Genomic DNA, 15,001 nt, shown 5'->3' on the forward strand with positions numbered 1-15,001 from the left:
TTCTTGCAAATGTATGATTTGTTGAAATATTTCTTGCAAAGCTTTTTTTTTGTGGTATTATTATGGTAGGGAGTGAAATAGGAGGATGTTATATGTCTAATAAAAACGATAATAAAGTGCTTCTGCAAAATAAGGACTGGTGCAAGGGCTGTGGAGTATGTGTAGGATTTTGCCCTACAAAGACATTAATTATTGAAAATGATAAATGCATAATTGCCTACCCGGAAAAATGTATTTTTTGCGGTCAATGCGAGCTAAGATGCCCGGATAACGCTATTTGGATCACAGCAGGAGGGAAAGAAAATGAGCAATAATACTTATAAGTTAATTCAAGGAAATGAAGCATGTGTTGAGGGCGCATTAGCGGCCGGTATGAGATTTTATGCCGGATACCCTATTACACCGTCGACTGAAATAGCTGAAATATCCGCTCAAAAATTACCTGTAGTAGATGGCAAATTCATACAAATGGAAGATGAAATAGCAAGTATAGCAGCAATTATCGGAGGTTCCCTTGCCGGTTTAAAATCAATGACTGCAACAAGCGGACCTGGATTTTCGTTAATGCAGGAAAATATCGGATATGCGGCAATAGCTGAAATACCCTGCGTTATTGTAAACGTCCAAAGAGGCGGACCCTCTACAGGTATGCCTACTTCGCCGGCACAGGGTGATGTTATGCAGGCAAAGTGGGGAACTCACGGAGACCATCCTGCAGTTGCATTAACTCCAAACTCAGTGCAGGAAACTTACGAATATACGATAAAAGCATTTAATATAGCAGAAAAATACAGAACACCGGTTATCCTGTTAATGGATGAAACCGTAGGTCATATGAGAGAAAAATTACAATTTAATGATTCGTCAGAAATTGAAATAATAGACAGAAAAAAACCTACTTGCAGTCCCGAAGAATATATGGCATATAAACCTGATGAGGACATGATACCTAAGATGGCATCCTTCGGAGAAGGCTACCGTTACCACGTAACCGGATTAACTCACGGAGAAGACGGTTTTCCGACTAACAACAATGAAATTTCAGGTAAGCTTATACAAAGAATAACAGATAAGATAGAAAAAAATATAGACGATATGTCTTATTATGATGAATATAAAATGGAAGATGCCGAAATAGCAATTGTTGCTTATGGCGGCGTATCAAGATCTGCAAAAAGTGCAGTGGACGAAATACGGAAAAAAGGTATTAAAATAGGATTGTTCAGACCTATAACCATCTGGCCGTTCTTAGAAAAACAGATTAAAAGTGTTTCGGAAAAGGTAGACAAAATATATGTTGCTGAAATGAATTTAGGCCAATACAGCTTAGAAGTTGAAAGAGTTGCATGCAAGAGTTGTACAGTTAATAAAATTAATAAGGTAAACGGAGAATTAATCACTCCGCAGGAAATTATTGATGCCGTAACAGGAGGTAGAGAATAATGAATTGCAGCGACATTACTAAAAAATATTATAGGGTACAAAAATTAACTCATATATGGTGCCCCGGATGCGGTCACGGAACATTGATGAATACTGTAATCAGAGCTATAGATAAATTAGGACTGAATAAAGATGACGTCGTTGTAGTTTCGGGTATAGGCTGCTCTTCAAGAGCACCGGGATACATGGATTTTAATACTCTGCATACAACACACGGTCGTGCTCTTGCCTTTGCTACCGGAATTAAGATGGCAAATCCCAAGCTTCACGTTATTGTAATTATGGGAGACGGAGACAGCTCTGCAATAGGCGGTAATCACTTAATTCATGCGGCCAGAAGGAATATAGATATTACTACCATCGTATTTAATAACAATATATATGGTATGACGGGAGGACAATATTCTCCGACAACACCAACAGCTGATTTTGCCACTACCGCCCCATTCGGAAATATTGATGTTCCGTTTGATTTATGTAAATTGGCACAGGGAGCGGGAGCAACATTTGTCGGAAGGGCAACTGCTTATCATGCACCATTAATGCAAAAACTTATTGAAAAAGGATTACAGAATAAAGGCTTCTCTTTTATAGAGGGATTGAGCCTATGTCCGACGTATTACGGCAGAAAGAACAAAAAAGGTAATGCCTTTAATATGCACAGCTACTTTAAAGATAATTGTGTGGATTTAAAGGTAGTCCAAAAAAATCCTGAAAAAGGCGAAAACAAAATTTTAATCGGCGAATTTTTCAATGGACCAAAGCCTGAATACACTGAAAGCTATCAGGTAATTGTTGATAAATTCAAAGAGTTAAGGAGGGATTAGTTTGTTTGATAAAATAGAAATTAGATTAAGTGGTTCCGGAGGTCAGGGAATTATACTTGCAGCCATCATATTGGCTGATGCTGCAATAGAACAAGGAATTAATGCCATTCAAACTCAATCCTACGGACCTGAGGCTCGTGGAGGAGCCAGCAAGGCTGAAGTTATAATCAATAAAAATGAAATAAATTTTCCGAAGGTGGTTACACCAAACATTTTATTATGCTTAACCCAAAGTTCCTATGATAAATATGTTGCATCTTTAGATAAAAATGGTATACTTATAGTCGATGAATGTGTTAATATTAATATGGATGCAGATTATAAAATTTATAAGCTGCCTATATTAGAAACCGCTCAAAGCAAGTTAGGAACAAGCATGGTTGCCAACATAATTTCCGTTGGGGCATTATATGCAATCATAGGGCAGGATGTTATCAGTAAGGATGTAATGATTAGTTCAATTACACACAGAGTTCCTCCTGTCACTGTTAATAAAAACTTAGATGCTTTTGAAGAAGGTATTAAATTAATAAAAGGATGATTTTATGAGCAACAGCAATGATTTAATCAGCTTAATAAACAGCAACTACTATAAATTCAGCAAAGGACAAAAGCAAATAGCTCAATTTATAATTGACCACTATGATAAAGCAGCATTTATGACTGCAGCTAAAATAGGGGAAACCGTTGATGTCAGTGAATCAACAGTAGTGCGATTTGCAAGTACCATTGGATATTCGGGTTTCCCTGAATTACAAAAAGCTCTTCAGGTATTGATTAAAAATAAGCTGACAACAGTTCAAAGAATAAGCTTAGATAGCGATATTGTCAATGATAAAGACAAGCTTCATAAAAGGATAATTAAAAATGAAATGAATACCTTGCGAAGCCTGTATGAAACGATTGACACCAAGGAGCTTGATAAGGCAACAGATTTAATTATGAACGCAGATAAGGTATACATACTTGGACTGAGAACTTCATCCACATTGTCTAATTATCTTGGGTTTTATCTCGATGTAATACTTGATAATGTTAAAGTTTTAAATAACAGTGGTGTAAACTCCCTTTATGAGGAAATTATCCGTATTAAAGAAACAGATGTACTGATTGTTATAAGCTATCCAAGATATTCAAAAACAACTATTGAAGCAACTAAGTTCATCAAGGGGAGAAATGCTAAAATTGTTGCAATCACAGATACAGAATCTTCACCAATTCACAATCTTGCAGATGTTTCACTTTTGGCAAAAAGCAATATAGTATCATTTATTGATTCACTGGTTGTACCTCTGAGCTTAATAAACAATTTGATTATAAACATAGGACTTCAGGAAAAAGACGACATAGTTGAATATTACAACAAGCTTGAACAGCTTTGGGACAACCACAGTATTTACCAAAACGAATAATTAAAATTACGGGGGATGATTTTATCCCTCTTTTCGTACGCAAAAAACTTGTTGTTATATTCTGCAATTTAATATATAATAATAAAGTGTTAATTTCAATGGCATGAGAGGAATAAAATATGATAATTGCAATAGATGGACCATCAGGAGCCGGCAAGAGTACTGTTGCAAAATTACTGAGCAATAAGCTGAACTTTGAATATATCGATACGGGAGCAATGTATCGGGCTTTAGCATATAAGGCATACATAAACAAAATTGATATACACGAAGAAAACTCTGACAAAATTAGCAAAATGCTTAATTCAACCACTGTGGATTACTATGATAACAATATTTATTTAGACGGTCAAAATGTGGAGGGCTTAATAAGAGATGAACTAATTTCTATTAATGCTTCTAAAATATCAACTTTGGCCATCGTTAGAAATAAAATGGTTGATCTTCAAAGAAAAATTGCAGAAAATAAAAATGTAATATTAGACGGAAGAGATATCGGTACTGTTGTTTTTCCAAATGCTGATTATAAATTTTTTGTTACTGCTTCCGAAGAAGTACGAGCTGTCAGAAGATATAATCAGTTAGTAGTAAGTAATAAGGACATCATCCTTGAAAATATTCTCGCAGATATAAAAAAACGTGATGAAAAAGATTCTTCAAGAAAGATTTCACCTTTAAGAATAGCTGATGATGCTATTTTAATAGATACCTCAGATATGAGTTTAGAAGAAACAGTAAATAAGTTAGTTGACATCATCGGAGGACCTAATGTTTTATAAAATAATAGTTACCATACTTAAATTTTTAGTATTTATTATTTTTGATTTAAAAGTTCATAACGCTGAAAGAATTAATGATACAAAGGACGGATTAATTGCTTGCGGTAATCATATATCAATGATTGACCCTGTCATATTAGCTGTTTCTTCGAAGCGTCAAATTCACTTTATGGGTAAAAAAGAATTATTTGAAAATAAATTTTTTGGATTCGTCTTTAAAGGTCTGGGAGCTTTTCCTGTTGACCGACAGGGAATATCCCTATCAGCAATTAAAAGTTCTCTACAAGTACTTAATCAGAAAAAAGTGCTTGGAATTTTCCCTGAAGGAACAAGGGTCCGCCAATATAATGAAGACAATGCTAAGCCTGGTATAGCTCTTATTGCAAATAAAGCGAAGGTTAATATTTTACCTTTTTATATAAAGGGTACATATAAATTCAGAGGTAAAATTGAAATATTTTTCGGCGATGAAACCAATTATTTCGAAATCTTTGACGGAAAAGCAAGTACTGAGAAGTATACTGAAATAGGCAAAGAGATATTGAGAGACATATACAAATTGGAAGATAGGTAATAATATGAAAATTTTCATTTCTAAATATAACGGTTTCTGCTCAGGTGTAAAAATAGCCGTAGATAAAGCAAATAAAACTCTTGATGCTGAAAAAAAGCTTTACAGCTATGGTGAAATAATACATAATAAAGATGTCATCGATGAATTGAGTAATAAGGGTTTAAAAGTAGTTGATAATGTACCGGATGAAAGTGACGCAAAATTATTAATCAGAGCTCACGGGGTAGGCAAGCAAATTATTGACGAATTAAATGAAAAAAATGTTGATTTTATTGACGCTACATGTGTAAAAGTCAAAAATATACATAAAATAGTTGAAGAATGTAAGAATAACGGATACAATATAATAATTACAGGTGACAAAAATCACCCGGAGGTTCTTGGAATATTAGGGTGGTGTAACAATGAAGCAACAATAATAAGTACCGTAGAGGAATTTTTAAATATTGAAATTGATTTTAATAAAAAGTATTGTCTTGTATCACAAACAACATTTAACACCGAAACATTTCAAAAGATTGTTGATTTGATAGATGAAAAGAAATATTTAAATATTGAAGTACACAACACTATATGTACAGCAACAAGAAAGAGGCAGGAAGCCACCTTGGAGTTAGCTTCAAAATGTAATGTGATGCTTATTGTAGGCAGCAGTACCAGTTCTAATACGAAAAAACTGTATGAACTGAGTAAAAAAATCTGCCCTGACACATTCTTAATTGAAAATTATAAGGAAATTCCTTATAACTATATTGATAAAAATACTATTGTGGGAGTATCCGCAGGAGCATCAGCACCTGACAGGATAATTGAGGAGGTTATTAATATGTTGGAAAACCTAAATAACAACATGAATGAACAGGTTGAAAAAAACGAACAAGAAAACGCAGGATCTATGCGTGAATTGTTTGAAAATTATGGTGGAGTATCTTATATCAGAACTGGTGAAAGAGTTAAAGGAACCGTTATATATGTAAGCCCTGAAGCCATTTCTGTAAACATCAATTATAAATCAGACGGAATTATTACGAGAGACGAATATTCCTTATCAGAGGTTGCAGACCTTACAGAAGTAGTAAAAGAAGGAGACGAAATTGAAGCTCAGGTAATGAGAGTATCAGACCAAGACGGAAATGTGGTATTAACGAGAAAACCATTGGAAGAAAGTAAGATCTGGAATGAGCTTGAAAAAATGAAAGACGAAAATACCGTAGTTGAAACAACTATAATTGAAGCTTCACAATACGGTATTTACGGAAAAGTAAAGGGAATTAAAGGATTTATTCCAAGAAATCAAATTTCTATAAAAAGAAATGTTGATACATCAGAATACGTTGGTAAGATATTAAAAGTAAATGTTTTGGAAACTAAAAACAACAAGGGAAGAAGACAATTAGTTTTAACATCAAGAGCTGTTGAAAAAATAGAAAAAGAAATAAAAGATAAAGAAGCCTGGGAAAACATCAAAGAAGGCGAAATATATGAGGGCGTAGTTAAAAACATCCAGGATTACGGTGCATTTGTTGAAATTGACGGTATAGATGGATTGCTGCACATTAATGAAATTGCATGGACAAGAATTAAACATCCTTCTGAAGTTCTTAAGACAGGTGACAAAATAAGTGTAAAGGTGAAAAATGTAGATAAAGAAAACAGAAAACTTTCACTCAGCTACAAAGCAACTATAAAAAGTCCTTGGTCATTATTCTTAGATAAGCATCAAAAAGGTGATATTGTGACAGGCAAGGTTTCAAGAATCGTTGATTTTGGAGCATTTGTTGATATAGACGGAATAGAATGCCTTCTTCATATTAAAGATCTTGACTGGGCAAGAACTGAAAAGGTAACAGATGTATTGCAGGAAGGTCAGGAAGTAACTGCTAAAATCTTAAACATTACGAGAAAAGACAGAAAAGTGAGCTTAGGATTAAAACAATTAACTGAACATCCATTTGATGTATATACTAAAAGCATAAAAAAAGATGATATTATACCTGTTGAGGTTACTCGTATTTTATTAGATGGAGTGCATGTGAGTGTTAATGGAAACATAGACAGCTTTATTCCTATAGCAAGAGTATCAACAGAAAAATTAAGAACACCTGCGCAAGTAGTTAAGGTTGGCGAAGTGAAGGATGCTAAGGTTCTTGGAATTGACAGTAAAGGCAAAAATCTAAGCTTAACATTTGTATTGGAAGATAAAGGCGATGACGCTTTAAACAATGATAATGTTACAGCCTATACGCCGGAAGAATCAAACTTTACTATAGGTGAATCTATAGGCGACGCTCTTGAAGATTTACTTAATAATAATTGATTTGCTATAGATAAGCGATTGATAAGCAATTGATAGGCGGTTGATTAAATCGCAAATCAATTGCTTTTTCTCTATGTTTTTCCATTGTTAATCTATTGCATGTCAACCGCAAATCAATTGTATATCAGAATTTACAAAGTAAATTCGTACTAAGGAGGGTAAAATGTTAAAAGAATTTTTAACGGATATATGCCAAACACAATTTGTTTCCGGTTTTGAGCATATTAATGGCGATAAATTAATTAAATATTTTGAACCATATACGGATACATATGAAAAGGACAAGGTTGGAAGTTATATATTTAAAGCTGGAGGAACAAACAATGCAAAAATAATGCTTTCAGCTCACATAGATGAAATCGGCTTGATGATAACTAAAGTATTGGATGACGGTTTTTTAAGCTTCACTCAGGTTGGAGGAATAAATCCTGCGTCACTGATTGCTCAGGATGTAATCATTTACGGCAGAGAAAATGTGTTTGGAGTGATAGGAATCAAACCTCCGCACGTAACACTTGCGGAAGACAGAGACAAAACAGTACCATTAGATGAACTATACATAGACACGGGATATCCGAAAGAAATACTTGAAAAATTAGTGACAGTAGGAGATGTTGCAACCGTAAAAAGAGAATTGGTATCATTACAGGACGACGTAGTAGCAGCAAAGGCTCTTGACGATAGGGCTTGCGTAGCAGTTATGCTGGAAACAGCAAAAGAGTTAAAAAAAATATCACATAAAAGCAATATTTATTATACCTGCTCGGCTCAGGAAGAAACCGGATACAGAGGAGCGATTACCGCAAGCTATAAAATAAATCCTGATATAGCTATTGCGTTAGATGTAACTTTCGGAAAAGCACCTGAGATGGGTTCGGAAGTGCCTCAGTTAGGAAAGGGACCCGCTGTTTGCTTAGGGGGAAGGTTTAACCCGAAGCTTACAAAGAAATTTATTGATACTTGCAACAATTATAACTATCCTTTCCAATATGAAGTGGCACCTGCCGCAACAGGAACGGATACTGAGGGTATACAGATAAACAGAGAAGGTGTTCCATGTATTTTATTATCGATACCTCTGAGATATATGCATACATCCGTGGAAACAATAAGCTTAAAGGACGTAGAAATTACAGGCAGGGCAATAGCCCGGTTCATCAATGAGCTTGATAATTCTGATTTGGAGGAAATATTATGTTTTTAAAAGAATTAACTGAACTTTCCGGCGTATCAGGAAATGAATATGAGGTAAGAAATTATATAAAAAATAAATTGAAAGAAATAGGTTGCGAGTTTTATGTTGATAAGCTTGGCAATGTTATAGCACACAATAAAGGTAAAAAAAATAAAAAAATAATGGTTGCCGCACATATGGATGAGGTTGGCTTAATCGTATCACACATAGATTCAGATGGCTTTATTAAATTCCAGGCAGTGGGAGGCATAGATCAAAGAGTATTAAATTCGAAGGTTGTAACTATCGGTGAAAATAAAATTAACGGAGTCATCGGTTCAAAAGCCGTTCATTTAATGAAGGGGGAAGAAAGAGAAAAATCGATTCCCATTGATAAGCTATATATAGACATAGGTACAGATTCGAAATCAGAAACCGAAAAGCTTGTTAACATAGGCGATTATGTAACATTTAAAAGTGATTATGTGGAATTCGGAGAAGATTTAATAAAAGCAAAAGCATTGGATGATCGTGCCGGCTGCAGCGCTTTGTTAGAACTTCTAAGTATGAAGCTGGATGCAGATTTTTACGGAGTTTTTACAGTTATGGAAGAAGTCGGCTGCAGAGGAGCTCAGACAGCAGCATACAGCTTAGACCCTGATTTTAGCATAGTGTTGGAAGGTACTGTTTCTGCGGATATGCCGGAAATAAAAGACCATTCAAAAGTAACTTCAATAGGCAAAGGAGCAGCGATTTCCCTTATGGACAGTTCCACGCTTTATGATATAAATGAAGTCAGAAAAGTTGAAAGAATTGCAGTAGAAAATAATATACCATATCAGTTGAGAAAATCATCGGCAGGCGGCAATGATGCAGGGCCGATTCATAAGACAAAGGATGGTTCCAAGGTCGTAGCTATATCCGTTCCGTGCAGATATATTCACTCATCGGTAAATGTTGCCAGCATAAATGATTATAACAGCGTTGTACAACTAGCCAAATTAGTTATATTAGATAATCAGAAAGGGGAATAAAATGAATTATAACAGTGAATTAATGAGAAAATTATCGGATTGTTTTTCTCCGTCAGGTAGAGAAAACAATATAAGAGAATTAATTATAAATGAAATAAAGGGATATGCAGATGAAATAAACGTAGATGCCTTAGGTAATTTAATAGTAAGAAAAAAGGGTAACGGTAAAAAAATATTATTTTCGGCTCATATGGATCAAATAGGCCTGATTATAACTCACGTTGATGAAAAAGGATTCCTTAGATTCTCAAACGTAGGGGGAATCAGTGCAAAGGAAATATTAGGACTCAGAATGATATTTGACAATGGTTTGGAGGGTGTAGTATGCTCCGAAGAAATTAAGGATAAAGAGAAAATAACAATGAACAAGCTTTTCCTTGATGTCGCTTCGACCTCCAAGGATTTCGTGAAAAATAACTTTAAGACCGGTGATATGTGCGTATTTAAATCAGAGTATTATGAAACAGATGACTGTGTAATTTGCAGAGCAGCAGATGACAGAATCGGATGTTACATACTGATAGAGGCTTTAAAAAACCATCCTTCAACAGATAATGATGTTTATTATGTATTTTCGGTACAGGAAGAAGTGGGATGCAGGGGTGCAAAAACAGCTGCTTATCAGATTAACCCGGATTTGGCAATAGCGGTAGACGTAACAGATACCGGAGACACTGATAATGGCACAAAAATGGATGTTAAGCTTGGAGAAGGTGCTGCAATCAAAATAATGGATAAGTACATCATAACTCATCCTGAGATTAAAAACCTATTGACCGATTTAGCCATAGAAAAAAATATTAAATATCAATATGAAGTTCTTGAACATGGCGGTACTGATGCAGGACCGATTCATTTATCAAGAGAAGGTGTTCCAAGCGGAGCTATTTCCATACCTACAAGAAACATACACACCTCGGGTGAAATTTTCAGCAAATCAGACGTTTTGGAATGCATTAAATTAGTTATAGAAGTAATTAAAAAATAAGAAATAATTTATGTGCCGGTGATTACCATTCTCACCGGCACTTTATCTATGCAATTTATCAAATAAGATGATTCTTAAGTATCTCTTTCAGGATACGGTTATAATTTTTCTTTACCAGGAATTTCTTGTTGTTTCTAAAATTATGTGATAACATAAAATTGAACGAAAATTTTAACATAAATCTTATGGAAGAAAGTGAAAAAATGAAAATAATTGATTTAACGCATACAATTTCGGCTGATATGCCTGTTTATCCGGGAACCGAAAGGCCTAAACTGAAAGCCGCAAATACGTATGAAAATGATGGCTTCAAGGAAACCTTATTAACAATGTTTTCTCATACGGGAACACACATGGATCCTCCGGCTCATTTATTTGCACACCGAACAACCTTAGATTCATTCCCCGTGGAACATTTTGTCGGACAAGGATTGGTTATTGATTGCAGCGACTTGACAGAAGGACAGCAAATTACCTTTAAATACATAGAAAATGTCAGATCCAAAGCCGATAAAGCAGATTTCATTTTATTTTATACCGGTTGGGATAAGTATTGGGGTACAAATAAATATTTTGGAAAATATCCTTATATCACTTATGATGTTGCAGACTATTTAATCAAAAGCAATAAAAAGGGTGTAGGTCTGGATGTAATCGGTATCGATCCTATTTCAGATGTAAATTTATCGATACATAAAAAACTATTTGCTGAAAATGACATAGTAGTTATTGAAAACTTAACAAATTTAGAAAAAATAGGTCAGGAGCCGTTTACATTTTGTGCCCTTCCTTTAAAATTCGAAAATTCTGACGGCGCACCAATTAGGGCAATTGCTATGCTAAACTAAATATATAACTAAAATCAAATTATGGAGGTGAAAATGAAAAGCAAAATCGAATACATAATAAAAAAATATGTTGAGCAATATCCGAAAATTAAAAATGTACAGACCAAGTGGTATGAACCATTAATTTTTTATGCGGATGCAAATGATGAAATGTTTAATATTCTTAAGGAAGCGGTCAGTCAAACCCATGCTCTTCCAAAAGATTTAATGCCGGGTGCTCAGACAGTTGTAGCGTATTTTTTGCCTTTCGACAGGTCGATAGTAAACAGCAATATCGAAGGAAGAGAATGTTCAAAAATTTGGGCTGTAGCGTACATAGAAACAAATCAATTGATTTTAGATTTAAACACTCATGTTAAAAATGAATTGAAAAAAACAGGGCATAAATCAAATATTATACCGGCAACTCATAATTTTAATGAAGAAAAGCTAATAAGCGACTGGTCCCACAGGCATGTTGCATATGTTGCAGGTATGGGGACTTTTGGAATAAACAACATGCTGATTACGGACAAGGGCTGCTGCGGCAGAATAGGAACCTTCATTACAGATTTGAAAATAGAGCCTACCGAGAGAAAAAACAGCGAGAATTGCCTGTACAAGCATAGCAATATATGTAAAAAGTGTGTAAGCAAGTGTGTGAATGATGCGTTGACAGATGAAGGCTTTGACAGGTTTAAATGCTATGAAATGTGCCTGTACAACGATAATTTTCACGCTGACATAGATGGTGTAGCGGACGTATGCGGCAAATGCCTTGTTAACGTTCCATGCTCCACGAAAAATCCAATTATTAGTTGATTTAATTAACGGTTACGAGGATGACAGTAGGGATGTACCTTACTGTCATATTTATATTTCATTAAATATTTTTTATTTTTGTAACGAAATAATTTTTAAAAGTACTTATTAATAGGAGGTGGTTGAGTGCAGAATATGGATGAACTTTATAATGAATATTTTCAAACGGTTTTCAAGTATTTATTCTGCTTGACTCATGATGTTGATTTATCTGAAGAATTGACACAAGAAACCTTCTGCCAGGCAATAAAAACATATGACAAATTCAGAGGTGATTGCAAAATATCTGTCTGGCTTTGCCAGATTTCAAAGCATCTGTGGTATAAAGAATTAAATAAAAGAAAAAAAAATATTTCTTGCCCTATTGACGAGATATCCGACAGTCTTGAATCAAAAGAGCATGTTGAAAGCTTAATACTGATTAATGAGTCAAAGGTTGAATTGTTTCAGAAATTACAGAGCTTGGATGAAAAAACGAGAGAAGTGATGTATCTGCGACTTACGGGAGAATTGAGCTTTAAGGAAATCGGAGAAATATTAAATAAAAATGAAACTTGGGCTCGTGTTACTTTTTATCGTGCAAAACAAAAATTAGCTAAGGAGGGATTGGATTGAAAGGAGAAATATCATGCAACATTGTTCAGGATTTACTGCCTAACTATATCGAAAAGCTGACCAGCAATGAATCAAATCAAGAAATAGAGCATCATATGTCTGCCTGTGAAGATTGCAAAAAAACGTACGAACAGATGAATTCAGAAATTAGAAGCACTGTAAAGGTACCGGTTAAGGAGCTGAAATTTCTTAAAAAAGTTAGAATAACAAGAAAATTAGCCGCACTATTTACAATTATATTGGCACTTATCTTGTCGTACATGCTATATGAAACTGAATTTAAGTACACAAATGATAAAAATGTTCTTGCGGCAGGAATAACAGATTTTCTGCCTAAATATTCAATAAAGCCTTATATGCTTGAGATAAAAGAAATAGATAATATACTTATAGCTTCATTTAAAGATCAAACAAGAACAAATGTAAACGGTGAGGCCATCTTTACTAAAGGATTCAATCGAAAATACAGGATAATAAGTACTGTAATTACTGAAGATTTCAAAGTTCAGGAAAATACAGGAAACTCAATAATCTCTGACATTGTAAAAGAGAACCTCAACATGATTTATATGTCTATGTGGGTTGTTATAGAGTTAGGCATCATATTAATGATATTCTTTTTAACTTCTTGCTGATTTTAATATTGTATACTACTATGGGAAAGAAATAGAAAATATCACGAAAATATTTCAGAGTATTTTAGGTTTTTGTAATTTCCAAATAACTTCCTGTAAATTTTTTCAAATTGATATTTTTTATTTTATAATATCGTGATACAATAGAGTGACGGGCAGTGCCCTTATTGAATCTACTAATTACGAGGAGACCAACCATGTTCAGAGAAATGAGAAGAATAAAACAATTATTATCCAATGAAGAAACGATAGAAATTTTAAACTCATGCACATCCGGAGTTTTGGGAGTTGCCGGTGATGATGATTATCCTTATACTGTTCCGGTAAGCTATACTTATGATGACGGCAAGCTGTACATACACAGTGCAAAGCAAGGACATAAAATTGACGGCATAAATAAAAATGATAAAGTAACATTTTGTGTAATAGACAGAGATGATGTTATACAAAAAACATTTACCACTCACTTTAGAAGTGTATCCATTTTTGGAAGAGCAAGAATTCTTACGGATGAAGCCGAAAGACTACAAGCCCTTCGCAGCTTAGTTGAAAAGTATTCGCCTGACTTTATCGAAGAAGGGGAAGAAGAAATTAAAAAAACATGGGATAGGGTGTGCCTAATTGAAATCAAAATCGAGCATATGACGGGCAAGGCAGCAATTGAGATTATAAAGTCATCAAATTAACTATAAATTTGATTTAAATCATATTAATTTCATTTATATATTTGTATAATTAAACCATAATAATTAAATAAAATAAATGGAGGTATATGATGAATAGATTTAACAGTACACTAAAAATAGGTGAAATAGTTAATGCATTTCCAAAGGCAGCAGATATATTTAAAGAATACAGAGTAGATTTTTGCTGCGGAGGAAACAGACCTCTGAGTGAAGCCATAAATGAACAGAATATTAATGAATCAGAATTGCTGTATAAAATTAATTCTGAGTATGAAATCTACGAAGCAAATGCAAAGGATAAAAACTGGGCAGAAGCTTCAACGAGTGAAATAATAGAACAGATTTTAAACAAGCATCATGCTTATTTGTGGTCAGAACTACCTAAAATAAGTAAGCTTTCAACTACAATTTTAAGAGTTCACGGTCCTCATTATTCTGAGCTTTCAAAAGTCCATAAATTGTTTAGCACATTAAAGATGGAATTGGAGGAGCATTTAAACAAGGAAGAAACTATACAATACCCTGCTATTAAAGAGTACGAAAGAACAAATTCACAAAGTGACCTGAAAAAAGCGGTTGATATTATTGACGACCTTGAATCGGAGCATACTAACGCAGGTGATATTTTAAAAGAGCTAAGGAAAATCACCAATGATTTCACAATGCCTGAGGGTGGCTGTGAAACATTTGATTTAACCTATCAAAAGTTTCATGATTTAGAATCTGACGTATTCCAGCACATTCATTTAGAAAACAATATATTATTTCCAAGATTAAGGAACTTGCTTAATAAATAATTAATCGCATGATAGGATAATTCGAAGCTTATCCTATCATTTTAGTGTAAGCGGAGACACCAAATTAAAAA

At 34.2% G+C, this 15,001-nt stretch carries 17 protein-coding genes; all 17 read left to right on the plus strand.

Going from position 1 to position 15,001, the window contains the following annotated elements; all coding sequences use genetic code 11:
• The first annotated feature begins 92 nt into the window (after window positions 1-92).
• The 17 genes from HZF24_RS05250 (at window position 93) to ric (ending at window position 14,930) form a co-directional block, all read left to right on the plus strand.
• Window positions 93-314 carry a 4Fe-4S dicluster domain-containing protein gene (locus HZF24_RS05250; RefSeq protein ID WP_179237231.1) on the plus strand — a complete coding sequence of 74 codons (222 nt, stop codon included), beginning with the start codon at window positions 93-95 and terminating at the stop codon, window positions 312-314.
• On the plus strand, window positions 304-1,443 hold the full coding sequence (locus tag HZF24_RS05255; protein WP_179237232.1) for a 2-oxoacid:acceptor oxidoreductase subunit alpha: 1,140 nt from the start codon (window positions 304-306) through the stop codon (window positions 1,441-1,443). The genes HZF24_RS05250 and HZF24_RS05255 overlap by 11 nt, the downstream gene beginning before the upstream one ends.
• The gene (locus tag HZF24_RS05260) at window positions 1,443-2,270 is read left to right on the plus strand and encodes a 2-oxoacid:ferredoxin oxidoreductase subunit beta (RefSeq protein WP_179237233.1); all 828 of its coding nucleotides are present in this window, start codon (window positions 1,443-1,445) and stop codon (window positions 2,268-2,270) included. Before HZF24_RS05255 ends, HZF24_RS05260 begins: the two co-directional genes overlap by 1 nt.
• A 1-nt stretch (window position 2,271) precedes the next feature.
• Window positions 2,272-2,811, plus strand: coding sequence for a 2-oxoacid:acceptor oxidoreductase family protein (locus HZF24_RS05265; RefSeq protein WP_179237234.1), 540 nt, complete (start codon window positions 2,272-2,274; stop codon window positions 2,809-2,811).
• Between the two features lie 4 nt (window positions 2,812-2,815).
• Window positions 2,816-3,682 carry a MurR/RpiR family transcriptional regulator gene (locus HZF24_RS05270; RefSeq protein WP_179237235.1) on the plus strand — a complete coding sequence of 289 codons (867 nt, stop codon included), beginning with the start codon at window positions 2,816-2,818 and terminating at the stop codon, window positions 3,680-3,682.
• A 119-nt stretch (window positions 3,683-3,801) separates the two neighbouring features.
• Window positions 3,802-4,461, plus strand: coding sequence for a (d)CMP kinase (gene cmk / locus HZF24_RS05275; protein WP_179237236.1), 660 nt, complete (start codon window positions 3,802-3,804; stop codon window positions 4,459-4,461).
• On the plus strand, window positions 4,451-5,035 hold the full coding sequence (locus HZF24_RS05280; protein ID WP_179237237.1) for a lysophospholipid acyltransferase family protein: 585 nt from the start codon (window positions 4,451-4,453) through the stop codon (window positions 5,033-5,035). The genes cmk and HZF24_RS05280 overlap by 11 nt, the downstream gene beginning before the upstream one ends.
• Before the next feature lie 4 nt (window positions 5,036-5,039).
• Window positions 5,040-7,352: a 4-hydroxy-3-methylbut-2-enyl diphosphate reductase gene (gene ispH, locus HZF24_RS05285; protein ID WP_179237238.1), complete on the plus strand. Its 2,313-nt coding sequence runs from the start codon at window positions 5,040-5,042 to the stop codon at window positions 7,350-7,352.
• Window positions 7,353-7,515: 163 nt separating this feature from the next.
• Window positions 7,516-8,556: a M42 family metallopeptidase gene (locus HZF24_RS05290; RefSeq protein ID WP_179237239.1), complete on the plus strand. Its 1,041-nt coding sequence runs from the start codon at window positions 7,516-7,518 to the stop codon at window positions 8,554-8,556.
• Window positions 8,547-9,560: a M42 family metallopeptidase gene (locus tag HZF24_RS05295; protein ID WP_179237240.1), complete on the plus strand. Its 1,014-nt coding sequence runs from the start codon at window positions 8,547-8,549 to the stop codon at window positions 9,558-9,560. Before HZF24_RS05290 ends, HZF24_RS05295 begins: the two co-directional genes overlap by 10 nt.
• Window position 9,561: 1 nt before the next feature.
• Window positions 9,562-10,548: a M42 family metallopeptidase gene (locus tag HZF24_RS05300; protein WP_179237241.1), complete on the plus strand. Its 987-nt coding sequence runs from the start codon at window positions 9,562-9,564 to the stop codon at window positions 10,546-10,548.
• A 203-nt stretch (window positions 10,549-10,751) separates the two neighbouring features.
• Window positions 10,752-11,396, plus strand: coding sequence for a cyclase family protein (locus HZF24_RS05305; protein WP_179237349.1), 645 nt, complete (start codon window positions 10,752-10,754; stop codon window positions 11,394-11,396).
• A gap of 33 nt (window positions 11,397-11,429) precedes the next feature.
• Complete coding sequence (locus HZF24_RS05310) at window positions 11,430-12,197, plus strand: epoxyqueuosine reductase (RefSeq protein ID WP_179237242.1); 768 nt, start codon at window positions 11,430-11,432, stop codon at window positions 12,195-12,197.
• 135 nt (window positions 12,198-12,332) lie between these two features.
• On the plus strand, window positions 12,333-12,812 hold the full coding sequence (locus HZF24_RS05315) for an RNA polymerase sigma factor (RefSeq protein WP_179237350.1): 480 nt from the start codon (window positions 12,333-12,335) through the stop codon (window positions 12,810-12,812).
• Complete coding sequence (locus tag HZF24_RS05320) at window positions 12,809-13,447, plus strand: zf-HC2 domain-containing protein (RefSeq protein ID WP_179237243.1); 639 nt, start codon at window positions 12,809-12,811, stop codon at window positions 13,445-13,447. The genes HZF24_RS05315 and HZF24_RS05320 overlap by 4 nt, the downstream gene beginning before the upstream one ends.
• 197 nt (window positions 13,448-13,644) lie before the next feature.
• Window positions 13,645-14,133, plus strand: a complete 489-nt coding sequence (locus HZF24_RS05325; protein ID WP_179237244.1) for a pyridoxamine 5'-phosphate oxidase family protein — start codon at window positions 13,645-13,647, stop codon at window positions 14,131-14,133.
• Window positions 14,134-14,219: 86 nt separating this feature from the next.
• Window positions 14,220-14,930 (plus strand): iron-sulfur cluster repair di-iron protein, encoded by a 711-nt coding sequence (gene ric, locus HZF24_RS05330; RefSeq protein ID WP_407695745.1) that lies wholly within the window; start codon window positions 14,220-14,222, stop codon window positions 14,928-14,930.
• The last annotated feature ends 71 nt before the right edge of the window (window positions 14,931-15,001 follow it).

The sequence above is a fragment of the Sedimentibacter hydroxybenzoicus DSM 7310 genome, assembly GCF_013403245.1.
In the GTDB taxonomy this organism is placed as follows: Bacteria; Bacillota; Clostridia; order Tissierellales; family Sedimentibacteraceae; genus Sedimentibacter; species Sedimentibacter hydroxybenzoicus.